Origin of the sequence: Bradyrhizobium sp. BR 10261 (genome assembly GCF_019455395.1) — a bacterium.
GTDB lineage: Bacteria > Pseudomonadota > Alphaproteobacteria > Rhizobiales > Xanthobacteraceae > Bradyrhizobium > Bradyrhizobium manausense.
In genome coordinates this window covers 119682-141334 of record NZ_JACOFQ010000015.1, presented here as the reverse complement: position 1 = coordinate 141334, position 21653 = coordinate 119682, and the positions used below count along the sequence as shown (strand labels likewise).

The window sequence follows — 21653 nt, the reverse complement described above, 5'->3', positions numbered from 1 at the left end:
GGCGTCACCGCCCCAACTGTTTCGGGTCGTAATAGAACCGCTCCTCGATCAGCTTGTCGCCGCGCCAGGTCTGCCAGGCGATCTCCTCCAGCGTGCGCGTGACGCCTTCGGCGTTGGTGAAGCTGAAGATCCAGCGGCTCGCGACATTGTCGCCCTCGATCAGGCTCGGCCCGACGCGCACGGCCTTGACCTCTTTGGAAGCCGCCAGCACGCCACGCTCCTTGGCGACGAGCTTGTCCCGTCCGACCGTCGGCGCCGCGTTGTTCTCATAGGTCGCTGCATCGGGCGTGTAGAATTGCTCGATCGCTTCGACGAACTCTCCGGCCTCCAGATGCCTTGCAAAGGCTTCAACGACGTCACGGCTCGGCATGGCGGCACCTCTTGAGAAAACCGACTGTTAGTCGGTAAATACCGACCGTCGGTCGAAAAGTCAACTGGCCGCGGAAAGCGAATTCGATTAGACCAAACCCATGGCCAAACAGGCGGAGCGGCGGGCGGCGACATCTGAGGCGATCCTGACAGCGGCGCGGCGGCTGTTCGGGGCGCGGGGCTTCGCCGCCACGACGATGGATGACATCGCGGAGGCAGCCGACGTCGCCAAGGGCGCGGTCTATCATCACTTCAAGACCAAGGAAGCCGTATTCGAAGCGGTGTTCGATCTCGTCTCGCGCGACCTCGTCGTCGAGATCGACGGCGCCGCGCGGACCGAGAAGGACGTGCTCTCCGCCATGGTCGCCGGCACCCAGCATTATTTTGCCGCGACCGCCAAGGGTGCGACCGGCCAGATCATCTTGCGCGACGGTCCCGCCGTGCTCGGCTGGGAGCGCTGGCGCGAGATCGATGCAAAACACTTTGGCGGCAAGATGCCGCGCGCGATTGCTGCCGCGATGGAGGCCGGCCTGATCGCCAAACAGCCGGTCGAGCCGCTGGCGCGGCTGCTGCTCGGCGCGGTGACGGAGGCCGCAGTCGCCTGCGCCGGACGCGCGGATATCGCAAGGGCGGGCGCGGAATATGCCCGTGCCTTCAAGTCGCTGGTCGAGGCGCTGCGTCTGCGGGATTGATTGTGCTAATGTCTGCGCTGAGCGCGGCAACCGTCTATCATCCGGCCTGAACCTGTCGTATGGGCAATGACGCGCACGCGACAAACGTGCTGGATGGAGAACGGCTTGGCTATGCGACTACGGATCGGCACCCGCAAGAGCGCGATGGCGCTGGCGCAGACGGAAGAGATTGCGCGCCGCCTGACATCGGCCGTATCAGGTCTCGACGTCGAGATCGTCAAGTTCGACACCACGGGAGATCTCGACCAGACCAGCAAGCTGCTGCCCCATGGCGGCAAGGGCGGCGCCTTCGTCGCCCAGATCCGCGCCGCCGTGCTTGCGGGCGAGCTCCAGGCCGCGATGCATTCGCTGAAGGACATGCCCGGCAATGAGGACACGCCGGGCCTCGTCATCGGCGCCACGCTGTCGCGCGATCCGCCCGGCGATGCACTGGTGCTGCGCGCGGGCGTGACGCTGCAAGCGCTGCACCAGTCGCGCGGCAAAGGCTTCAAAATTGGCACCAATGCCGTACGTCGTGCCGCCTATGCGCGGCGGCTGTTTCCTGACGTCGAGGTGATTCACTTCCGCGGCGCCGCCGACACCCGCGTGCGAAAGCTCGATCATCGTGAGAAGCAGAAGCTGCCGGACGGCGGCGCGGTGGGACCCGCGGATGCGCTGATCATGGCGCGGTCGGGACTTGATCGCGTCGGTCTTTCCAGCCGCATCGCCTACGAGTTCACTGCGGCGGAGATGCTGCCGGCCGCAGGGCAGGGCATCGTCGCGGTCGAATGCGCGGCGCGGGACTGGCAGACGCGACAGATTCTCTCGTCGATCGACGATCCCTCAGCCCATGCCTCTGCCGATGCCGAACGCGAAGTGCTGTGGGTGCTCAACGGCCACTGCAATTCGCCGGTGGCGGGCTTCTCGACCATCGCGGGCGATCAGATGTCGCTGACAGCGTCGGTCCTCGATCTCTCCGGCAACACCATCATCGAAGCGTCGCGCACGGGGCCGGCCAACCGGCCGCGCGAGCTTGGTCGTGCGGTGGGTCTCGATCTCCTGGCGAAGGGAGCCGCCGAGATCATCGAGCGCAGTCGGCCGCGCTAAAGCGCGATGAGACCAGGATGAATCGTCATCGCGCTTTAGGTTGTTGTTTGAGCATGATCTCCGCGCAAACGCGTTCCGCTGATGTCGCGAGGGAAAACCGCTTCGCACTTTTCCGGATCATGCTTTCGGCCATGTCCCCATAGGTTCGGGCTTACCTTGGGTCGAGCTGCTTGCTGGCGATCTCGGCAAGCACGATAGCATTGGTCACGCCGCTTGAACCGATCTCAATGATCTTGCGGGCAACAAGATCGCAAATGGGATCACGGCGATCTACCAGATCGAGTTTGCGCAGGGTTGCGTTGAAGGCCAGTTCGTAGACGTGCCGTTGCTCTGGCGTAAGCCGGCTATCTTCAAGCAGGCGATTGATCGTCATGACCGCCTCCCGGTGTTCGGCGGGAGCGCGACAGGTCTCTCAGTCACCGATAGAAGCCTCGGATCGGACGGTGATGGTTCCAGCGTGCGCCGTTAACTTGTGGCAGTCAACCAGGATGAAGTGCCAGAACGACGGGTTCGCGAATGAAAGAGGCGAACTGAGGCAGCTTTACTGACGCTGGATAATGTTGGGAGGCGGACCCCCGTCGGCCTTGGGCAGCCCTTCGTCGTCTATCCGCTCCTTGAGGTCGGCGGCCCTTTCGATGAAGCCAGCCGCCACGGTTGGGTCGGAGCTCGTTTTGGCCAGCTTAAGCAGCGTCGCCGCTACTTCTCGGGTGTTCTTCGTAACCACGGCATTCCCTAACAAATATCAAGTGCAGGAAAGATTCTGGAACACCTGATTCCGTTCCGGGACTTGGTGCAAAAATGTACACAGGCGATAAAAAGGCCTCAGCTCCGGGGCTGGCGCCGAGCTGAGGCCTTTTGCTTCGGTCTCACGTTGTCGAGGCGTGATGTCCGAACACAAATTTGGGTCCGACTGTTTTGTTCCCGCAACGGGCTTTAGTGCATCTTGCGGGGGAAACTATCTGCGATTTTCCGCTGTTCCTCGATGTCCTCGCGGACCATCTGTCGCAATTCATCGATGGTCAAAGGAGTGTGGCGCACGACTTGCTTCGCTGGCGCTTCCTTGTCGGCCATGGGCTTGGAAAACCTCTCAGTCACCAGATCTCAATCGCTGCCGGTGAACAGCCATCAGTAAAGCAAATGTTATGTTCTCGCATTCACACAAGTTAATGGGCTGGCCGCGAGCACTACCGCCAGATGGGCCTTACTAAGACACCGGCCAGAGCAAAATAAAATAGTTTGAGCGCTTCGTTCGCCGTTGCTGCGATGACTATCAGCGCGCCGAACTTCACTTGGTAAGGCATCCCCCGCGCCCCGCATGTCGTCGGCCCGTCCGGCGCACCGGACGAACCGTTCTGCAATCACATCTTCGCTTAGTGCATGTGAACCGAGTGGTTATTGCTCGGTGCAGACCTTTGTGGTCTTCACGGCGGACTCGGCTTCCGTCTTGGTCGTGTAGACGCCGTCGCCCACGACCGTCGTGGTGGTGGTCGTTGGCTTGGTGTCGACGACAGTGCACTTCTTGGTGGTCGCGTCGCGAACGATGTAGAACTCGGCGGCGGTGGCCGCTTGGGTCACGAGGGCAAAAGCGGCGAGTGCGCCGCATACGATCAGCTTCTTCATGGTGTTCTCCTCAAACAGGGCCAAGTAGTCACTGCTAATGAGGAGGCTCGGCCGAAGTTCCACCTTTTCCCAGCGCGGCGGAACGCTGGAATCTCGTCACAGGGATGAACAGCGGCCCTTTCCATGTGGGCTGCCTCCCGCCATCGATGACACGAGAGCGCGCGTCCTGCGTAGAGATCGACTAAACAGACGCCGCGCCCGTTTACTCTTTACTCTGCGATCTCCCTGATGGTCCGGACGAGTTCCTCTGGATGGAAGGGCTTCTTCACGATGCGGCTGCCCGGGACGGGGCGTGGTGTCGTTGGCGAGAAGCCGGTGGCGTAGATGACCGGCAGCTCCGGATCCTGTTCTCGGTATCGCTCCGCGATCTGCCACCCGTCGATCTGTCCCGGCAGCGTGACGTCCGTGACCAGCACATCCGCGACGCGGCGCTTGCACCAGGCCAGTGCTTCCTCGCCGTTGCTCGCGTGGATCACGTGATAGCCTGCCTCGCGCAGCGCCTCGACGACGAATTCGCGGATCAGAGGGTCGTCCTCAACAAGAAGTACGCTCACTGCTGGCTCTTAAAATCGCTTGCGTTATCAAGCAATCGAACGGCGCAACATGTGGGTCGTTCCCCATCCGAGGTTTGCAGGAGAGCCGGGGCCGATGCTTGGACCTGGTGCGCCAAGGCGAGGAACGGCTATCGCGGACAGGCGTTTTTTCAATTTATGAACAGGCTCTATCCGCTCGTTCTTGAGCACCGGCTTCCGACTCCCGTCCGGTACGGCGTCTCGGCGACAATGATGCTGGGCTGCGCCGTACTGCAGATGGTCTTGCAGATGCAGACCGGCTCGCCGGGGTATTTCCTGCTGCTCCCCGGCGTGTTTCTCTCGGGCCTGATCTTCGACCGCGGGTCCGGAATATTCGCCGCGATCATCGCCGTCGCGGTCGGCGCCTATCTCAGCTATGCCGGCACCAACGGCATCGACTATTTCGCGCCCAATGCGCTCTTCGCGATCACCGCAGCCGGGACGGCCGCTGTCGCCGAATTCGAGCGCGCCGAACTGCGGCGGGTCATGCTGGCGGACAAGACCAAGGCCTTGCTTCTGCAAGAGATGGCCCACCGGACCAAGAACAACCTGGCGATCCTCGGCGGGATGATCAGGTTGCAGGCAAGGCACGGCGGTCCCGAAGTCGAGTCCGCTCTGGAATCCACTGCCCGTCGGTTGCAGGTGATGGCGGAGGTCTACGACCACCTTTCGCCCACACAAGATTCTCGCTCGGTGAACATGCGCTATTTCCTGAACGACGTCGTCGAGAAGGTCTTCCAGTCCTTGGCTCCTTCCGGACCGGTCGCTTTCCAGGTGGTCTGCGAGGACGTCGACCTCGCCAGCAACCACGCGCTCGCGATCGGCATGATCACGAACGAACTTGTGACGAACGCGATCAAGTATGCTTTTCCCGGCGACAGACCCGGCCACATCGCGGTCGCGTTCTCGAGTGGCAGCGGCATCGAGCTCTCGGTCTCCGACAACGGCGTAGGTCTGCGGGAGGGGGAAGAGCCGGGCGGATTGGGGTCGCGCATCGTTCAGCTGCTGGCCCAACAGCTCGAAGGCGAAACGTCCTACCAACGGCTCGATCCCGGCCTCAAGGTCCGGGTGCGGGCGCATCCCCGATAGCTCGCTAGGGAAGCGAGCGTCAGCTCCGCCAGGCGCCGAGAACCTTCTCTTCGTTCGGTATTTTCCCGGGGTGTCGAATTTCATCCGCTTTAACAATTTTTGGGAATGATCACGCTCATGATGCGGGAGCCTGACCAGGAAGCAGAAGCCCTCGCTGCAATGAGGAAAGCCATTGCCGCGAGTTGCCCGGCTGAACGCCAGAAGTGGCTTCGGGTTGCTTTGGCTTGGGCTGACCTCGCGCGTCGCTCTAAGGGCAACCTCGCCGCGTAGGGACAGCCCTGATCGCGACGTTTTGCCCCGGAATTCGGAGATCTCTGATGATTGCGCCAGAAGAAGAGAGGATGCTGAAAACGCTCTTGGTCGAGATGTTCGGCCACATCAGCAGCATGCGGCGGGAATTTGCCGCTCTTCAAGGCGACACCAAGGGCAGTTTCGCGACGATGACAGACACCCTCGACGCGATCGTCGAGAACACGGAGGCAGCTGGAAATGCGATCCTCGAAAGCATGGAGGCAATCGGCGACAGCGTCGCGAAGTTGCAGAGCGTCAACGATTCGACCGCCGCGTCAGTATGCGATGAGATCGCCAATAGCTCAAACAAGGTGTTCGAGGCTTGCGCATTTCAGGACCTTACAGGGCAGCGGATCACTCGAGTGATCAAGTCGCTGCAGTTTATGGAGGACCACATCAACAGGCTGGTCCGCATGTGGGGAAAAGAGGAGCTGGCACGGCTAGCCGCCGAGCTTGCTGTCCAAAGCGCCCCGGACTTTCTGCAGGGCCCACAGCGGCCGAGCGCGGCGATTTCCCAGGACGACATCGACAAGCTGTTCGCGTAAACAGATGGCACCAGTTTCGTCTTAACCGGTTCACTTGCGGAGACTTGCTTCTTTGGCCGGGTTTTCCTGAGGCTCATTCCAAAGCGGGTCTGAGGGCGGGGTGTCCACGTCGGCTTGGGGCCAAAACCGGTCCGTGCCGCAATGCTGAGCAAGGTCAACTACGGACCCATACGCCGACATCCGATTTGTCACCTCGGTTTCGCCATCGACGTGTTGGGATGAGCCTGAATGCGGACCAGGTCACCTATCCAGAAAACGCCGGATAGCCCAGCCACGAAAAAGCCGGGTGGGGACCGGGCAGGGCTGCGCCGACCAAATTGGGCATGATCGCCATGCCATGAAAGCCGTTGGTCAGCACGACGATCGCGCATCCTTGTTGCTGCGAGCCCATCGCGAAGGCCTTAAATCTCCCGCGATCGCAGTCGCCCCACTGAAAAAAGGCGCTGGTATCTGTCTCAAGACCCCAGCCGAGTCCCCATGCAATCTGCGCGTCTTGGATGCGCACCTGTGGTTCGAGCCAATCGCTAGCGGCTTCTCGCTTTTATCCTGTCCCCGACAACACTGCCGTCAGCAAGAGAGCGTAGTCCTCCGCCGTCGTCAGCAACGAAGCCGCACTGTTGGGCACGAGCCGCCTGATTGTCGTGCCGGGCTTTTCTTCCGCGTCGTGCGGGGCCGCATGGTTCGTTTCGAATGCTGACTGCCAAACATAGCTTGATCGATTCATGCCGAGCGGTTCGAAGATCAAACGACGGATAGTTGTATCGAGGTCTTCGCCGGTGACCGATTCGACGACGCGTTGAAGCCAAACGAAGCCCTCGCCGGAATAGCTGAAGCGCTCCCCCGGAACGGTCTTGAGCGGATGTTCGGCCGAACGCCAATTGGGAAGTCCAGATGTGTTGCTTAGGACGTGGCGTATGGTGATGGTGGCCGCACGGGGATCGTCTGCCACATAGTCCGGGACGTATTGCGACAACCGGGCGTCGAGTGTGAGCTTACCCGCACCGACGAGTCGGAGAACACAGTAGGCGAATAGAGGCTTGGACAGCGAGGCCGCCGCAAAGACCGTTTGTGGATCGACTGCAATCCTGTCGTGCGAGTTGCGGACACCGGCAGTAATTCGCGTTGTTGCCTGACCATCCCTTACGATCGCCATGGACAGACCGGGGACCCGCGCGTCGGCAATGAGCTGTTCAAGGGCTGATGCTGAAAAATGAGACACTTGAAGGAGTTTCCAAAGACCGCTGTCTTTGTAGCAGAAAGTCGAAATGAGAGGCATAACCAATCTTAACGATGACACCGAGGCCGCTGTTCAATATCTGGTTTGGACCCTCGAAGAGACCGAAATGATTGGCAGTCGGGATGCCGCCGACTATGCGCATCTCGCAATCGACGCGTTGCGCAAGCGCAGGCCTCGGCGTGCAAAAGAACTGTCGCTACGTTCGGACCCGTCCTAGCGTCTCGGCCAGCGTCACCGCGCCGAATGGCTAGGTAAGATAAGCGAGGCAACCGGATTTATGTGCAGCCTTGATACTCGAAGTCAGGCCATTGAGTGCGGATTCAGCGAGGTATCGCATCATAAGCACCCAGGCGTTCTTGCCTTTTGATAATGTTAGAGCTGAAAACGCCATTATCGTGGTTGTGAGGAACTCTCGGTGGAGAGGCAAAAAAGGATTTAGGGTGGAAAGCCAATTTTGATTGAATCGAACGTCGCAATATTCATCCTGCGACAGGCAGCACTAGTTCAAAGACCGAACCTTCTGAACTCGACTTTCCAAGTCTCAGCTTGCCTCCGTTCTTTTCAATCAAGTTTGCCGAGATGCCGAGCCCCAGGCCCATTCCTTCCAATTTGGTGGAAAAGAATGGATCGAAAATTCGCTCTCGGTATTGGTCAGGAATTCCGGGTCCGGAGTCGTGGACGGATACAACTACGTTCGATTGACCATCGAAGCTGGCCTTGAGCTGCAGAAGTCTTGCCGCCGCAGGGCGCGCCTTCATCGCATCCATGGCATTCCTGACAAGGTTTAGGAGTACCTGCTGGAGCTCCAACCCGTCTATGCTCACGTCCGGCAGGTCATGTTCCAGCTCCGCAGTTACGGTGATTCCCTCAGCCCGAAGATCGTGTTTGAGCAACCGCAAGGCGAGTTGCGCCGAACTTGCAGGGTTGGTTGACGTACCTTGATGGACTTCCTTTGTGGTCAGCTCTCGAATACTGGAAATGATTGCGCCTGCCCGCAGGCCGTCGGCTTCGATGTCACCAAGTAGTTCTTCGATGTCCGCGACATTGACTGGCGCCGATCGCAGCTGGAGACGCGCCGTGTTGGCATTCAGTGTGATGGCCGCCAAGGGACTTCTCAGCTCATGGGCAAGTGCGCCCGTGACAGCCTGTATGCTTAAATTCCGATATGCGAGCTCGCGTCGCTGCAGTGCAATGGCACTGGCAAGACGAGAATAAAGCAGCATCGTTTCGATGATCAAGACCACCAGAAGCATGCAACTGCTGACAAGCACAAAGCCGCGCGCAGCGTACCAGCCGACGCTGAATCGTACCGAGCTGGCGAACATCGCCACCAGGAAGTTCGGCATGCAAGCCAGCAATGTCACAAGTAACCACAGATCAAGGATCGTATGTCGGCGAGAAAGCAGAACAGCGAGAGTTGTCGCTCCCCATAGCGCCAAAACCAGATTGATCTGGTTGCCGAATTGCGTCTGTTGCCTGACGTCGTCGGTGTAAAAGCTGGGAAGATATTGCGCCTTTGTCGCTACGATCCAAGTCAGTACCGCAACCATCGACATGACCGCCGCAACAGTGGCTAGGATTGTTGCCCTGATCGATCCCCTGGGCCGCTCGGCTCCATCCGTATGCTTGGTAAGCGCGTAGATCAGGATCGCCGCCGGAAACGTCGTGTGCCAGAGAACGTACAACCAACCCGGCGTGTTCAGGCCGTCACCGATAAGACCGTTGGGAGCGTAGCCGCCAGGGAATGACAGGGTTTGCAGAAATGCGAACGAGCCGCTGCAAATGTAAGCACTCGCGACAGCAAGAAGGGCCCGCTGCGGCTGGATAGCATATTGTGCAAACAGAAGAGATGCGGTTACGCCATCCGCAATGGCCAAGGCTGTTTGCAGGACCGGGATAAAGGCATCTATCCGACCCAGTTGAATACTTGCGAAAGGCGCAATTGCCACTGCCGCCGCAACCAGCAGGAACGCCACTCCGGTTGCCACAGTCTGATGATGCCTGTCGGCAGGCAAGTTTGCAAAAACCAAGGGGAAATCTTGCTCTGCCGACCGAGCGACATCAGCTTTGCCCGTCGGTCCATCGCGTTGCGGTGCGTCATCACAGATCAAACGGTCGCCTCGTCTAACGTCGACCGGTCGCTGACAGCCTGCGAATTACGACCAGCGGGATGATGCCATCCTACATCTGTTTTGCCCGACGGGTCAAACGATATTCGGAAAAATCAAATTAGGTGCGGCGCGAATTCTCCAATGATTTGTACTGTGCATGGGGTTGTTTTCGCGGCTTTTGTTGTCACCCCCGCACGCGCCTGATCATCTGCTCGACATGGGCGATCGGCGTTTCCGGCTGGATGCCGTGGCCGAGATTGAAGATGAGGCGGCCTTGCGCAAAATTTGCCAGCACGTTGTCGACCGCGCGGTCGAGTGCCGCGCCGCCCGTGATCAGCACCAGCGGATCGAGATTGCCCTGCACCGCGACGCGGCTCTGCACCCGCTCGCGGATGAAGGCGGGCTCGGCGGTCCAGTCGATGCTGACGGCGTTGACGCCGGTACCTTCGACATAGAAAGGCAGCTGCGCGCCGGCGCCGCGCGGGAAGCCGATGATCTTCGCATCAGGCACCTTGGCGCGCACGCCGTCGACGATGCGCCGCGTCGGCTCGGTCGACCAGCGGGCGAATTCGGCCGGTGGCAATACGCCAGCCCAGGTGTCGAAGATCTGCAAGGCGTTGGCGCCGGCTTCGAGTTGCGCCAGCAGATATTGGATCGAGCTCTCGACGAGCACGTCGATGATCTTCGCGAACGCCTCGGTGTGCCGGTAGGCCATCATCCGCGCCGGCGCCTGGTCGGGCGTGCCGTGGCCCGCGACCATGTAGGTCGCAACCGTCCACGGCGCGCCGCAGAAGCCGATCAGCGCCACCTTTGGGTCGAGCGCGCCGCGCACGATCCTGAGCGCGTCGAACACCGGCTGCAGCTTGCCGAAGTCGGCCTGCGCGGCGAGCGTTCCGACCTTGGCCGGATCATCGAGCGGCTCGAGCCGCGGACCTTCGCCGACCTCGAACCGCACCGCGCGGCCGAGCGCATGGGGGATCACCAGGATGTCCGAGAAGATGATCGCCGCATCGAAGCCAAACCTTCGGATCGGTTGCAGCGTGACTTCGGCCGCAAGCTCCGGATTGAAGCAGAGATCGAGGAAGCCGCCGGCCTTGGCGCGCACCTCGCGATACTCAGGCAGATAGCGGCCCGCCTGCCGCATCATCCACAAAGGCGGCACGGCTTGCCGCTGGCCGGAGAGCACGTCGATGAAAGGCTTTGTCGCAGACTGGGGCACTGATCGTCCTGATGCAGAGTTGAGGTTCCTGATATACCGCCGCGGGCGGAAGCGGAACAGGGGAACCAGCGCAAATGCGCCGCGTTGACCCCGCCAATGGAGGAGGAATTGCATGGCCCAGACATTCAATCCCGCGCCGCATGACAAGCATGCCGAGGACCTGCGCGAAGCCCTCGCGGCGGATCGCCACGCCAAGCTCGACACCGGGTTGAAGGATAGCTTTCCCGCCTCCGATCCGGTCAGCGTCACGCAGCCGACGCCCTCGAAGGCCGATGCGGACGCCGACAATCCTTCCCTGTGGGACAAGGTCAAGGCGATCTTCAGCTAGGGACCGCGAGTTTCCGACAGGTTTGCTAAGACCTTGTTAGTGATCTGCCGAAGTCCCGGTCCGTAGGAGTACGGAAAAGCCCGTAGATGAATGCGAATCGCTGTCAGGGCTTCAGAGTTCACTAAGAGAAGCGGCAGAATTTCCCCCCCGTTGGAGAATTCTGTCGCATGAACGTCGCCTCACTGAGAGCCGGATGGAGCCGCCTGCCGTTGCGCGCGGCGGCTTTCGTCGTGCTCACTTGCGTCGCGATCCTCGGCGTCAGCGGCTGGCGCGAATGGGCCGCGCGCGATCAGGTGCTCAGGGGTGCCGAGACCGAGATGGCGAACGTCGCCCGCTCCCTGACGCAGCACGCCGAGGACAGCCTCGATTTGCTGGATTCGGGCGTTGTAGGTGTCGTCAGCCGTCTCGAGATAGACGGCACTGACCCGTCCACGATCGCCAAACTCGGCAGCATCCTTGACGCCCGCAAGAAGGCGGTCGCGCGCATCCACAGCCTCGCCATCATCGACGACCGGGGTAACTGGCTGACCGCGCCTGGTGCCATCGCATCGACGCTCAGCGACGATACGTTCTTCCGTCACCATCAGCTCTCGCCGAAGCGCGAGGCCTATGTCGGTCATCCCGTAAAGAGCCTGCTCGACGGGCAATCGATCGTCACGCTGTCACGCCGGTTCAACAAGCCGGATGGCAGCTTCGGCGGCGTCGTGCTCGCAACGATCAGCGCGGGCTACCTCTCGCACTTCTACGAGCAGTTCGAGATCGGGCGCAACAGCTCGATCGCGCTCGTGCATGGCGACGGCCTGATCATCGCGCGCAATCCGAACAACGAGCGGTTCGTCGGACGCAGCGTCGCCGACGGGCCGCTGTTTCGCGACCCGAGCCTACAGCGACCAAGCGGCGTCTATCATTTCAAGTCGCCGCTGGATGGCGCCCAACGAGTCAGTTTCTTCAAGCGCAGCAGCAGCTACCCGCTCCTTGTGCTCGCGACCGTCGACAAGGACGAGCTCCTGGCGCCGTGGCGGGCTGCGGCGATTTCGCGCATGCTGTATGTGCTCGCGCTGGTGATGCTGATCGCGATCATCGGCGCGGTGCTGGTGCGGCAGTTGCAGCGCGGCCAGCGCATGGCGGCGGCCCTGATCGAGAAGGAGGCGCATTTCCGCCTGCTCGCCGAAGGCTCCAGCGACATGGTCACCCGCATCGGGCTCGACGAGCGGCTGCGCTATGTTTCGCCATCGTCCAACCGCGTCGTCGGCTGGCGGCCCAATCAGCTGATCGGCACGGAGGCGCTCGCCGGAATCCATTCGGAGGACCGCCCGCACGTCCAGGCCATCATCGATGCCATGAAGCGTGGCGAGACGGAAGAAGCGCGCGTCACTTACCGCAACGTGCACCGGCAGAAGTCCGAGGTCTGGCTGGAATCGACCATGCACGTGACGCGCAAGGAGAACGGCACTGTCGACGGCGTGGTCGCGATCTCGCGCGATATCACCGAGCAGAAGAATCTGGAGACGAGGCTCGAGACCCTGGCGATCGAGGACAGCCTCACCGGGCTTGCGAACCGCCGCCGCTTCGACGAGCGGCTGAAGGAGGAATGGGCGCGCGCGTATCGCGACCGTTCCAGCCTTGGCCTCTTGATGATCGACGTCGATCACTTCAAGGCCTACAACGACGAATATGGCCATCCCGCGGGTGATGCCTGTCTGCGCGTGGTGGCAAAGACCATTGCGGCCGAGGTGCAGAGGGGCGGCGATCTCGCGGCCCGCTATGGCGGCGAGGAATTCGCCATGCTGCTGCCGAACACCGATGCCGCCGGTTGCGCCCGGCTCGGTGAGCGGATCCGCAACGCCATCCGCGATGCCGGCCTGGTTCATGCCTCCAATCCGGCAGGGCCATGCGTCACCGTCTCGGTCGGCGGCGCGGCTTGCCGGCCGGCGGTGGAGCGGACCGCGGGCACGAGCTCGCTGGTGGAGGCCGCCGACCGCGCGCTCTACGCCGCCAAGGATGCCGGCCGCGACCGGCTGATGATGTCCGGCGAGGTCATGAACCTGTTGCCCAGAGCGTCAGGTCAGTAATCGCGCTCAATAATGCGGCGGGCGCTCGTTGGCAGGGCCCGGCGCGTTGGTCTCGGCGTCCTGCAGCCGCTCGCCGAGCTCTGCGACCTTCCGCGTCAACGCATCGATCTGCTTCCACTGCGCGGTGATGGTCTGGTTCAGCGTCTCGATGGTGTCGTCCTGATAGGCAAGGCGCATCTCCAGCGCGTCGATGCGTTCGGCAAGCGTCTTGATGTCATTCGTCACCGGCGTGCCCCTCATCCCGTTCGCGGAGACCAATTTCCTGCAGACCATGGCCAAGCGCGACACGTTCGTCGAATACGAAACATTCGCCGCGCCAGCGGCTCTGCGCCTCCGGCACCTCTTCCAGATATTTCAAGATGCCGCCCTTGAGGTGGTAGACCTCGGCAAAGCCACGCGCCAGCAGATGCGAACTTGCCTTCTCGCAGCGGATGCCGCCGGTGCAGAACATTGCGATCTTGCGATGCTTGGCCGGATCGAGCTTTTGAGCGGCAAAGTCCTTGAACTGGCCAAAACTCTTGATGTCGGGGTCGACAGCACCCTCGAACGTCCCCATCGCCACCTCGAAAGCGTTGCGGGTGTCGAGCACCAGCGTGTCGGGCGAGGTGATCAGCGCGTTCCATTCGCGCGCGTCGACATAGATGCCGACCTGCCGGGTCGGATCGGCGGCCGCATCGCCAAGCGTTACGATCTCCTTCTTCAGCCGCACCTTGAGCCGGCCAAACGGCATCGCCTCGGCTGTCGAACATTTCAGCTCGAGATTGTTCAGACGGCCGCCGAACATAGCTCCATGTGCGAGCTCATGGGCGAAGGCGTCAATTGCGTCGGCCGACCCGGCGATAGTACCGTTGATGCCCTCATGGGCCAGCAGCACGCTGCCCTTGAGGGACAGGCCGGCACAGAACGCCCGCAGCGGCTCGCGCAGCTCGCGGAAATCGGGCAGGGCAGCGAATTGGTAGAAGGCGCAGACCTTGTAAATCATGCGCCCGTTTAGCAGGCGGCCGGCGCCCAGAAAACCCGCAACGCACAGCTCTATTCCCAGGGAATGGCAGCCATTTCCCTGGTATGCCAGCATTGCCCGGACGGCCAGGAATGTGTCATGAAGGTCCGGTTTTTCCGAGACGGCGCGGCGCGCGTCCCACGGTGCTGAGAGAGCAAAACTTCGATGAGAAACTTCCATTTCCCCGGCAGGTCCACGGTCCACGCTACCAACGCGATGGTGGCGACCTCGCATCCGCAGGCTTCTCTTGCCGCGATCGAGGTGCTGCGCGAGGGCGGCACGGCGGTGGACGCGGCTGTCGCGGGTTCAGCGCTGCTCGGCGTGATCGAGCCGCAGTCGACCGGCATTGGCGGCGATTGTTTTGCGCTGATCCAACCGCGCGGCGAGGGCAAGATCATCGCCTATAATGGCTCCGGCCGGGCGCCAAAGGCCGCCAACGCCGACTGGTATCTCGAGCGCAAGATCAATTCCGTGCCGCTGACCTCGGCCCATGCGGTCTCGATCCCCGGCGTGATCGATGCGTTTGCGACCGTGCTGCGCGACCACGGCAAGTTCGGTTTCGACCGTCTGCTCCAGCCCGCGATCAAGGCTGCGGAGGAAGGCTATGTCGTCGCGCCCCGCATCGCCTTCGACTGGAAGAACCAGTTCGAGAAGCTCAAGAACGGTACCAACGCCGTGCGTTACCTGCTGCCGGGCGGCAGGCCGCCGGTCGCCGGCGATGTCATCCGCCAGGCCGAGCTCGGCAAGACGCTGCGCGCGATCGCCAAGGACGGCCGCGACGCCTTCTACAAGGGCGAGATCGCGGAGGACATGGTCGAGACCCTGCGCGGCATCGGCGGCCTGCATACGCTCGACGATTTCGCCGCGCACACCACCGAAGTCACGACGCCGATCGGCACCATGTACAAGGGTTACGACGTCTGGCAGTGCCCGCCGAACGGTCCGGGCGTGACCGCACTTCTGATGCTCAACATCCTGTCGCGCTTCGACCTCGCCAAATACGCGCCCGTCAGCGTCGAGCGCTTCCATCTCGAGGCGGAAGCTGCGCGCATCGCCTACATGAACCGGGAGATGCATGTCGCCTCTCCCGACCACATGAGGATCAACGTTGCCGAGATGCTCGAGAAGGGCTTTGCGGACGAATACATCAGCAAGATCCGCATGGACGGCATGCTCGACCTGCCCAATGTCGCGCCGCCGATGAATCCCTCGACCATCTACATCACGGTGGTGGACAAGGATCGCAACGTCTGCTCGTTCATCAACTCGGTCGCGCATTCCTTCGGCTCGGCCATTGTTTCCAACAAGACCGGTGTGCTGTTCCAGAACCGCGCCGGCGGCTTCCGCATCCAGCCGGGCCATCCGAACTGTATCGAAGGCGGCAAGCGCCCGCTGCACACGATCATGCCGGGCCTGCTCACCAAGGGCGGCCGTTCCACGATGTCGTTCGCGGTGATGGGCGGCCAGTACCAGCCGACCGGGCAGACCCATCTGCTGACCAACGTTCTCGACTATGGCTGCGACGTGCAGGAGGCAATCGACATGCCCCGAGGCCTGCACTACGAGGGCCAGTACCAGCTCGAGGACAGCGTGCCGGCGGCGGTCGTCGAAGGCTTGAAGAAGCTTGGCCACAAGACCACCAGCGTGGTCGGCCCGCTCGGCGGCGCCCAGGCGATCTGGATCGATTGGGACAAGGGCACGCTGACCGGCGGTTCCGATCCGCGCAAGGACGGTTGCGCGCTCGGCTATTGATCGTCGCGCGAGGTTCCTCGCAACAAGATCAGGAAAAGTTGACGGAGGGCGGCGCGGCATCGGCCGCGTCGCCCTTTTCCGTTCGGAACGGAGCTCATGGCCCAAAGTTGGTGGGCGATGAGCGGTGCAGGCGCGCGCTGCCTTGTTGTCGAAGCGGCGGAGGCCGTCCATGTCCGATCATCCAAGTTCCCAATCATCCGGATACGATAGGCGTTCCTTCATGGCAGGTGCTGCCGGCAGCGCGCTTGTTCCGCTGACCGCGCGCGCGACCGTGCAGGAGGCACGAGCGGCAGTGGCGCAGGATCCGGCGCTTCCCGTCGACGTCACACTGCGGGTGAATGGTCAGGAGAAGCGTCTGAGTCTCGATCCGCGCACCACGGTGCTGGACGCACTGCGCGAGCATCTCAAGCTCACGGGCAGCAAGAAGGGTTGCGATCACGGCCAATGCGGTGCCTGCACGGTGCTGATCGGCGATCGGCGCGTGGTGTCGTGCCTGACGCTCGCACTGGCCGCTGAAGGGCAGGAGATCACGACCATCGAAGGCCTCGCCACCGACGACCGCCTGCACCCGATGCAACAGGCCTTCATCGACAACGATGCGTTCCAGTGCGGCTATTGCACGCCCGGTCAGATCATGTCGGCGATTGCCTGCGTGAAGGAGGGACACGCCGGCAGCGATGCCGACATCCGCGAATACATGAGCGGCAACATCTGCCGCTGTGCCGCCTATCCCAACATCGTCGCTGCGGTGAAGCAGGCCGCGCCCGAGATCATGAAAGGCTAGGCGAATGCGACCATTTTCTTACCAGAGGGCGACAGACCCCGACATGGCCGTGCAGGCGCTTAGCGCCGCTGCGGCCGCCAACAAGCCGTTGACGCAGGCCTCGGCCCAGCCGCTCGCCGGCGGAACGACGCTGATCGACCTGATGAAGCTCGACGTGATGCGGCCCGCCGCGATCGTCGACATTAATCCGCTCGCGCAGGGGTGGTCGGCGATCTCGCCCGGTCGCGAGGACCTGCGGCTCGGCGCCCTCGCAAAGATGTCCGACGTCGCCGCGCATGACGAAATCCAGCGCAATTATCCCGTGATCGCCAATTCCCTGAAGCTCGCCGCCAGCGCCCAGCTCCGCAACATGGCGACACTCGGCGGCAACGTGATGCAGCGGACGCGTTGCAGCTATTTTCGTGATGTCTCCTATGAAAATTGCAACAAGCGCAATCCCGGCTCCGGCTGTGCCGCGATGGACGGCATCAACCGCATGCATGCGGTGCTCGGGATCTCCGATCAGTGCATCGCGACTTACCCCGGCGATTTCGCCCAGGCGCTGATCGCGCTGGATGCCACGGTCGAGGTTACCGGCAGGTCCGGCACCCGCAGCATGCCATTTGCGGCGCTCCACAAGGCTCCCGGCAACACGCCCGAGATCGAGACGACGCTGCAGCCAGGCGAGTTAATCTCGGCCTTTCTTATTTCCGGCCGTTGGCCCCGCTCGGTTTATCTGAAGGCGCGCGACCGGCAATCCTATGAGTTTGCGCTGTCCTCGGCTGCGGTTGCGCTGGACGTGCAGGGTGGGACGATCCGGGACGCGCGCGTGGCGCTTGGCGGCGTCGCGACCGTGCCCTGGCGCGCTCGCGAGGCGGAGGCGCAGCTGAAGGGACAAAAATTCGACGACGGTCTGGCGCAGCGCGCCGCCGATGCTGCATTCGCTGAGGCCAAGGGGCGCCAGCACAACAGCTTCAAGATTGCGCTCGGCAAGCGCGTGGTGGCGCGTGCGCTCCAGCAGGCCGTAATGATGGAGATATGACCATGACCGCTGCCGCTCCCGAGCCGAAGGCGAATATGGGCAAGCCCGTGCCACGTTACGATGCGGTTGCGAAGGTCACAGGGCGTGCAACCTACGGGTCCGACATGCCGCTGGACAATCCCGCCTATGCGTTTCTGGTCACCAGTGCGATCGCCAAAGGCCGCATCAACAGCTTCGATCTCGACGATGCTAAACGCGTGCGAGGCGTGATCGACATTGTCACGCACGAGAACGCGCCCAACCTGAACGAGTCAAAGCTGTTCAGCAATGGCGGTTATGCTGGCACCACGATCCAGCCGCTGAAATCGACCGACATTGCCCATGACGGCCAGATCATCGCGGTGGTCATCGCCGAGAGCCACGAGGCCGCGCGCGAGGCCGCCAACCGCGTCAAGGTGAGCTACACAGCCGCAACCCCGAGTGCGAGCTTCGATTCGCCGGGAACGACGAAAGCCGCCGCGAAAGGCCAGAACGCGCAATTCAAGGAAGACCCCAAGGTCGGCGACTTTGCCAAGGCGTTTGATGAGGCCGAGGTGAAGGTCGAGGCCTCCTACGAGACGCCGACGCAGCATCATAATCCAATGGAGCTTTTTTCGACGAGCTGCGCCTGGATGGGCGACACTCTCGTCATCTATGAGCCCAGCCAATATGTCTACGGACTGAAGAACGGCGTCGCCGAACAGCTCGGCATCGACGCCGACAAGGTGAGGGTGGTCAATCCCTATGTCGGCGGCGGCTTTGGCTCGCGCGGCTCGATGACGCCGAGAACCGCGATCATTGCCGGCATCGCGAGGCGGCTGAACCGGCCGATCAAGCTGGTTGCGACTCGCGACCAGGGCTTTACGATTGCGACCTATCGCGCCGAAACCCGCCACGAGATCAAGCTCGGCGCGAGCCGGGACGGCAAGCTGGTCGCGCTGAGGCACGAAGGGGCCGAGGTCTCCTCGCGCGCCGACCCCTATTGCGTCGGCGGCACCAAGACCACGACGCGGCTCTATGCCTGCCCAAATGTCGACAGTCTCGTGTCGATCGTGCGCGCCGACCGCAACACGCCGGGCTTCATGCGCTCGCCGCCTGAGGTGCCGTATTTGTTTGCGCTCGAGAGTGCGATGGACGAGCTGGCCGTGAAGCTCAACATGGATCCGATCGAGCTCCGCCGCGTCAATGACACGACCAATGAGCCGATCGGCGGCAAGCCTTACACGTCGCGCTCGCTGATGGCGTGTTTCGACGAAGCTGCCAAAGCCTTCGGGTGGGCACAGCGCTCGGCGGCGCCGAAATCGATGTCCGACGGTGACTGGCTGATCGGCTATGGCTGCGCGGCCACCTGTTATCCGACGCAGATGGCGCCGTCGGCGGCGCGCGTTCGCCTGCAGCGCGACGGCCGTACCCGCGTCGAGATCGCCGGCCACGAGATCGGCACCGGTGCCTACACCATCCTTGCGCAGACAGCCGCCGAGCGACTTGGCGTGCCGCTGGAGAAGGTCGCGGTCTTCATTGGTGACAGCGACCTGCCGCCGGGGCCCGTTGCTGGCGGATCGAATTCGACGGCCAGCACCTGCTCCGCTGTGATGATGGTGTGCGATCAGGTTCGTCAGCGCCTGTTCAAGGCGCTGATGCCGAACGAGAGCCTCACGGACAAGGCCAAGGAAACCGTTGGGATGGGGCAGACCCGATCGACACAGGCAGCAAAGGGCGATCGCCCGATCGATCTGGAGAAAGCGTTCGACGCGCTCGGTGTCGGCGTGGTCGAGGAATATGGCGAATGGAAGCCCGAAGGCGCGCCGCCGGATTCGTTCAAGGCGATGCACAGCGGGCACGCCCAGCTCGTCGGCGGTGCGGCCATGAAGGACAAGATCGCCTATGCCTTCGGCGCGGAGTTCGTGGAAGTCCGGATCAATCGCTTCACCCACGAGATCCGCGCCCCGCGCCTGGTTGGAGCGTTTGCGGCGGGCCGCATCATGAATCCGCGCACGGCTCGCAGTCAGCTGATGGGCGGCCTGATCTGGGGCATGTCCTCGGCGTTGCTGGAGGCCACCGAGATCGACGCGCGCACCGCACGCTATGTCAACGACAATTTTGCCGACTATCTCATTCCCGTGAATGCAGACGTCCCCGGCGTCGAGGTGATCCTGCTCTCCGAGCAGGATGATCACATTAACCCGGCCGGCGCCAAGGGGCTCGGCGAGCTCGCCAACGTCGGCACCAACGCCGCGATCTGCAATGCGATCTATCACGCCACCGGCCAGCGCATCCGCAAGCTCCCCGTGCGGCTGGAAAATATCGAGGTCTAGAGGGGTGGAAACGGCGTCGACCTTGCGCTAGACACCTTCGGCCTCAAAGGGAAGGTGTCTTATGCAGCGTGTCCAGCGCGTGCTCCTCGCCATCATGTCGGCATTCGCGATCACGTCGATCGGCGGTGCGCCGACGTTTGTTTCCACCCCGGCCTCGGCCCAGACCGCAGGAAAGACCATGACCACAGCTTCAGGATTGCAGATCACCGATAGCGTCGTCGGCACTGGCGCCTCGCCGAAGCCCGGCCAGATTTGCGTGATGCACTATACCGGCTGGCTCTATGAGAACGGCCAGAAGGGCAAGAAATTCGACTCGTCCGTCGATCGCAACGAGCCCTTCGAATTCCCCATAGGCAAGGGCCGCGTCATCGCCGGCTGGGACGAGGGCGTTGCCACGATGAAGGTCGGCGGCAAGCGGACGCTGATCATCCCGCCGCAGCTCGGCTACGGCGCGCGCGGCGCCGGCGGCGTGATCCCGCCGAACGCGACGCTGATGTTCGACGTGGAATTGCTCGGCGTGAAGTGACGGCGCATTCCGCCTCGTCATGCCTGGGCTTGTCCCGGGCATCCACGTACTTCCTTCGTTTGGCCAAGACGTGGATGGCCGGGTCAAGCCCGGCCATGACGGATAGAGATCAACACAAACAAAAAGACCGGCCCTTCGGCCGGTCTTTTCGCTTTCAGTGCTAGCGCGCGTTATTCCGCCGCGCGACGTGCCGCCGCAGCGGCGCGATCAATCGCTTCCTTCGCGCTGTCCTTGGCCTCTCCCATGGCTTTCTGGCCCTTGCCTTTCACTTCCTGAACGGCGCCTTCGCCCTGCAGACGCTCGGAACCGGTGGCTTCACCGATGCCCTGCTTGGCCTTGCCGATCGTCTCGTTGGCAGTGCCCTTGATCTTGTCGCTGGTGCTACCCATGAAACTCTCCTTCCAGTTTGCTCGCAAAGACAACATCTGTCGACTATGAGAGTTCCGATTTTGGTATGGCTTGATGTCGCGCCTTTGGTTACGTTCGCCCGCGCGGAACCAACAGAAAGCAGTCCCCATGACCGGCCATGACCACAGCCATTCCCACCATGTCCACGATCATCACGATGATCGCTGGAAGCATGACGGCGTGCGCGTCATTCCCGGCAATCAACTCGACACCAATGTGCCCTCGACACCAGGGATGGACCGCGCGGCCGCGATCAATTTCGCCCGCGTCGGCGCGCAGAAATTGTGGGCTGGCACCGTCAGCATCAAGCCCGACGCCAAGACCGGCGCGCACCACCACGGCCATCTCGAGAGCGTCATTTACGTGGTGAAGGGCAAGGCGCGGATGCGCTGGGGCGAGAGCCTGCAATTCACCGCTGAAGCGGGTCCCGGCGATTTCATCTTCGTGCCGCCCTACGTGCCGCACCAGGAGATCAACGCCAGCCCCGACGAGGTGCTGGAATGCGTGCTGGTGCGGAGCGATGGCGAGGCGGTTGCGATCAATCTGGACATCGAGCCGGTCGAGAAGCCCGAGACTGTGCTGTGGATCGACCCCGTGCATCGGGATCCGAACGAGAAGAAGTAACACCGAGGCTCGA

At 62.3% G+C, this 21653-nt stretch carries 24 protein-coding genes; 12 read left to right on the top strand and 12 right to left on the bottom strand.

Annotated elements, in window-relative coordinates; genetic code table 11:
• Nucleotides 1-4: 4 nt before the first annotated feature.
• Nucleotides 5-370, bottom strand: coding sequence for a nuclear transport factor 2 family protein (locus HYH07_RS19375; RefSeq protein WP_220003986.1), 366 nt, complete (start codon nt 368-370; stop codon nt 5-7).
• Nucleotides 371-470: 100 nt separating this feature from the next.
• Here HYH07_RS19375 and HYH07_RS19370 point away from each other — a divergent pair, with 100 nt between their 5' ends.
• Nucleotides 471-1061 (top strand): TetR/AcrR family transcriptional regulator, encoded by a 591-nt coding sequence (locus HYH07_RS19370; RefSeq protein ID WP_220003985.1) that lies wholly within the window; start codon nt 471-473, stop codon nt 1059-1061.
• 105 nt (nt 1062-1166) lie between these two features.
• Nucleotides 1167-2147, top strand: coding sequence for a hydroxymethylbilane synthase (hemC, locus tag HYH07_RS19365; protein ID WP_220003984.1), 981 nt, complete (start codon nt 1167-1169; stop codon nt 2145-2147).
• A 151-nt stretch (nt 2148-2298) separates the two neighbouring features.
• Here the strand turns inward: hemC and HYH07_RS19360 are convergent, their stop codons facing one another.
• The 4 genes from HYH07_RS19360 to HYH07_RS19345 all read right to left on the bottom strand — a co-directional run bounded on the left by HYH07_RS19360 (nt 2299) and on the right by HYH07_RS19345 (nt 4321).
• A complete protein-coding gene (locus HYH07_RS19360) occupies nt 2299-2520 on the bottom strand; it encodes a hypothetical protein (RefSeq protein WP_220004027.1) in 222 nt (73 codons plus the stop codon).
• A gap of 560 nt (nt 2521-3080) precedes the next feature.
• Nucleotides 3081-3218: a hypothetical protein gene (locus HYH07_RS19355; RefSeq protein ID WP_220003983.1), complete on the bottom strand. Its 138-nt coding sequence runs from the start codon at nt 3216-3218 to the stop codon at nt 3081-3083.
• Between the two features lie 321 nt (nt 3219-3539).
• A complete protein-coding gene (locus tag HYH07_RS19350) occupies nt 3540-3767 on the bottom strand; it encodes a hypothetical protein (RefSeq protein ID WP_057756911.1) in 228 nt (75 codons plus the stop codon).
• A gap of 209 nt (nt 3768-3976) precedes the next feature.
• Nucleotides 3977-4321: a response regulator transcription factor gene (locus HYH07_RS19345; RefSeq protein ID WP_220003982.1), complete on the bottom strand. Its 345-nt coding sequence runs from the start codon at nt 4319-4321 to the stop codon at nt 3977-3979.
• A 156-nt stretch (nt 4322-4477) separates the two neighbouring features.
• On the opposite strand from HYH07_RS19345, the gene HYH07_RS36350 reads away from it, so the two are divergent.
• Together HYH07_RS36350 and HYH07_RS19335 are read left to right on the top strand one after the other, a co-directional pair.
• Complete coding sequence (locus HYH07_RS36350; RefSeq protein WP_228749647.1) at nt 4478-5428, top strand: sensor histidine kinase; 951 nt, start codon at nt 4478-4480, stop codon at nt 5426-5428.
• Between the two features lie 317 nt (nt 5429-5745).
• Nucleotides 5746-6264, top strand: coding sequence for a protein phosphatase CheZ (locus HYH07_RS19335; protein ID WP_220003981.1), 519 nt, complete (start codon nt 5746-5748; stop codon nt 6262-6264).
• Nucleotides 6265-6508: 244 nt separating this feature from the next.
• On the opposite strand, the gene HYH07_RS19330 is transcribed toward HYH07_RS19335, so the two are convergent.
• From HYH07_RS19330 to hemE, 4 genes are all read right to left on the bottom strand, one after another.
• The gene (locus HYH07_RS19330; RefSeq protein ID WP_220003980.1) at nt 6509-6769 is read right to left on the bottom strand and encodes a hypothetical protein; all 261 of its coding nucleotides are present in this window, start codon (nt 6767-6769) and stop codon (nt 6509-6511) included.
• 36 nt (nt 6770-6805) lie between these two features.
• Nucleotides 6806-7483 carry a serine hydrolase gene (locus HYH07_RS19325; RefSeq protein WP_220003979.1) on the bottom strand — a complete coding sequence of 226 codons (678 nt, stop codon included), beginning with the start codon at nt 7481-7483 and terminating at the stop codon, nt 6806-6808.
• 497 nt (nt 7484-7980) lie between these two features.
• Nucleotides 7981-9612 carry an MASE4 domain-containing protein gene (locus tag HYH07_RS19320; RefSeq protein WP_220003978.1) on the bottom strand — a complete coding sequence of 544 codons (1632 nt, stop codon included), beginning with the start codon at nt 9610-9612 and terminating at the stop codon, nt 7981-7983.
• 184 nt (nt 9613-9796) lie between these two features.
• Complete coding sequence (gene hemE, locus HYH07_RS19315; RefSeq protein ID WP_220003977.1) at nt 9797-10831, bottom strand: uroporphyrinogen decarboxylase; 1035 nt, start codon at nt 10829-10831, stop codon at nt 9797-9799.
• A 112-nt stretch (nt 10832-10943) separates the two neighbouring features.
• Between hemE and HYH07_RS19310 the strand changes: the two genes are divergently transcribed.
• Together HYH07_RS19310 and HYH07_RS19305 are read left to right on the top strand one after the other, a co-directional pair.
• Nucleotides 10944-11159: a hypothetical protein gene (locus HYH07_RS19310; RefSeq protein WP_220003976.1), complete on the top strand. Its 216-nt coding sequence runs from the start codon at nt 10944-10946 to the stop codon at nt 11157-11159.
• Nucleotides 11160-11326: 167 nt separating this feature from the next.
• The gene (locus tag HYH07_RS19305; RefSeq protein ID WP_220003975.1) at nt 11327-13231 is read left to right on the top strand and encodes a diguanylate cyclase; all 1905 of its coding nucleotides are present in this window, start codon (nt 11327-11329) and stop codon (nt 13229-13231) included.
• 6 nt (nt 13232-13237) lie between these two features.
• Here HYH07_RS19305 and HYH07_RS19300 read toward each other — a convergent pair whose 3' ends face one another.
• On the bottom strand, nt 13238-13456 hold the full coding sequence (locus HYH07_RS19300) for a SlyX family protein (RefSeq protein ID WP_220003974.1): 219 nt from the start codon (nt 13454-13456) through the stop codon (nt 13238-13240).
• The gene (locus HYH07_RS19295) at nt 13446-14213 is read right to left on the bottom strand and encodes a rhodanese-related sulfurtransferase (RefSeq protein WP_220003973.1); all 768 of its coding nucleotides are present in this window, start codon (nt 14211-14213) and stop codon (nt 13446-13448) included. The genes HYH07_RS19300 and HYH07_RS19295 overlap by 11 nt, the downstream gene beginning before the upstream one ends.
• Before the next feature lie 183 nt (nt 14214-14396).
• Between HYH07_RS19295 and ggt the strand changes: the two genes are divergently transcribed.
• From ggt to HYH07_RS19270, 5 genes are all read left to right on the top strand, one after another.
• Nucleotides 14397-15983 (top strand): gamma-glutamyltransferase, encoded by a 1587-nt coding sequence (ggt, locus tag HYH07_RS19290; RefSeq protein WP_220003972.1) that lies wholly within the window; start codon nt 14397-14399, stop codon nt 15981-15983.
• Nucleotides 15984-16203: 220 nt separating this feature from the next.
• A complete protein-coding gene (locus tag HYH07_RS19285) occupies nt 16204-16767 on the top strand; it encodes a (2Fe-2S)-binding protein (protein ID WP_220003971.1) in 564 nt (187 codons plus the stop codon).
• A 4-nt stretch (nt 16768-16771) separates the two neighbouring features.
• Nucleotides 16772-17788: a xanthine dehydrogenase family protein subunit M gene (locus HYH07_RS19280; protein WP_220003970.1), complete on the top strand. Its 1017-nt coding sequence runs from the start codon at nt 16772-16774 to the stop codon at nt 17786-17788.
• Nucleotides 17789-17790: 2 nt separating this feature from the next.
• A complete protein-coding gene (locus HYH07_RS19275; RefSeq protein ID WP_220003969.1) occupies nt 17791-20082 on the top strand; it encodes a xanthine dehydrogenase family protein molybdopterin-binding subunit in 2292 nt (763 codons plus the stop codon).
• A gap of 61 nt (nt 20083-20143) precedes the next feature.
• A complete protein-coding gene (locus HYH07_RS19270) occupies nt 20144-20608 on the top strand; it encodes an FKBP-type peptidyl-prolyl cis-trans isomerase (RefSeq protein ID WP_220003968.1) in 465 nt (154 codons plus the stop codon).
• Between the two features lie 170 nt (nt 20609-20778).
• Here the strand turns inward: HYH07_RS19270 and HYH07_RS19265 are convergent, their stop codons facing one another.
• A complete protein-coding gene (locus HYH07_RS19265) occupies nt 20779-20997 on the bottom strand; it encodes a CsbD family protein (protein ID WP_220003967.1) in 219 nt (72 codons plus the stop codon).
• A 127-nt stretch (nt 20998-21124) separates the two neighbouring features.
• Between HYH07_RS19265 and HYH07_RS19260 the strand changes: the two genes are divergently transcribed.
• The gene (locus HYH07_RS19260) at nt 21125-21640 is read left to right on the top strand and encodes a cupin domain-containing protein (RefSeq protein WP_220003966.1); all 516 of its coding nucleotides are present in this window, start codon (nt 21125-21127) and stop codon (nt 21638-21640) included.
• Nucleotides 21641-21653: the final 13 nt, after the last annotated feature.

Coding starts and splice junctions, on each gene's coding strand:
- HYH07_RS19375 (WP_220003986.1), bottom strand. CDS start 370: ATGCCGAGCCGTGACGTCGTTGAAGCCTTTGCAAGGCATCTGGAGGCC.
- HYH07_RS19370 (WP_220003985.1), top strand. CDS start 471: ATGGCCAAACAGGCGGAGCGGCGGGCGGCGACATCTGAGGCGATCCTG.
- HYH07_RS19360 (WP_220004027.1), bottom strand. CDS start 2,520: ATGACGATCAATCGCCTGCTTGAAGATAGCCGGCTTACGCCAGAGCAA.
- HYH07_RS19355 (WP_220003983.1), bottom strand. CDS start 3,218: ATGGCCGACAAGGAAGCGCCAGCGAAGCAAGTCGTGCGCCACACTCCT.
- HYH07_RS19350 (WP_057756911.1), bottom strand. CDS start 3,767: ATGAAGAAGCTGATCGTATGCGGCGCACTCGCCGCTTTTGCCCTCGTG.
- HYH07_RS36350 (WP_228749647.1), top strand. CDS start 4,478: ATGAACAGGCTCTATCCGCTCGTTCTTGAGCACCGGCTTCCGACTCCC.
- HYH07_RS19335 (WP_220003981.1), top strand. CDS start 5,746: ATGATTGCGCCAGAAGAAGAGAGGATGCTGAAAACGCTCTTGGTCGAG.
- HYH07_RS19310 (WP_220003976.1), top strand. CDS start 10,944: ATGGCCCAGACATTCAATCCCGCGCCGCATGACAAGCATGCCGAGGAC.
- HYH07_RS19305 (WP_220003975.1), top strand. CDS start 11,327: ATGAACGTCGCCTCACTGAGAGCCGGATGGAGCCGCCTGCCGTTGCGC.
- HYH07_RS19295 (WP_220003973.1), bottom strand. CDS start 14,213: ATGATTTACAAGGTCTGCGCCTTCTACCAATTCGCTGCCCTGCCCGAT.
- ggt (WP_220003972.1), top strand. CDS start 14,397: ATGAGAAACTTCCATTTCCCCGGCAGGTCCACGGTCCACGCTACCAAC.
- HYH07_RS19285 (WP_220003971.1), top strand. CDS start 16,204: ATGGCAGGTGCTGCCGGCAGCGCGCTTGTTCCGCTGACCGCGCGCGCG.
- HYH07_RS19280 (WP_220003970.1), top strand. CDS start 16,772: ATGCGACCATTTTCTTACCAGAGGGCGACAGACCCCGACATGGCCGTG.
- HYH07_RS19275 (WP_220003969.1), top strand. CDS start 17,791: ATGACCGCTGCCGCTCCCGAGCCGAAGGCGAATATGGGCAAGCCCGTG.
- HYH07_RS19270 (WP_220003968.1), top strand. CDS start 20,144: ATGCAGCGTGTCCAGCGCGTGCTCCTCGCCATCATGTCGGCATTCGCG.
- HYH07_RS19265 (WP_220003967.1), bottom strand. CDS start 20,997: ATGGGTAGCACCAGCGACAAGATCAAGGGCACTGCCAACGAGACGATC.
- HYH07_RS19260 (WP_220003966.1), top strand. CDS start 21,125: ATGACCGGCCATGACCACAGCCATTCCCACCATGTCCACGATCATCAC.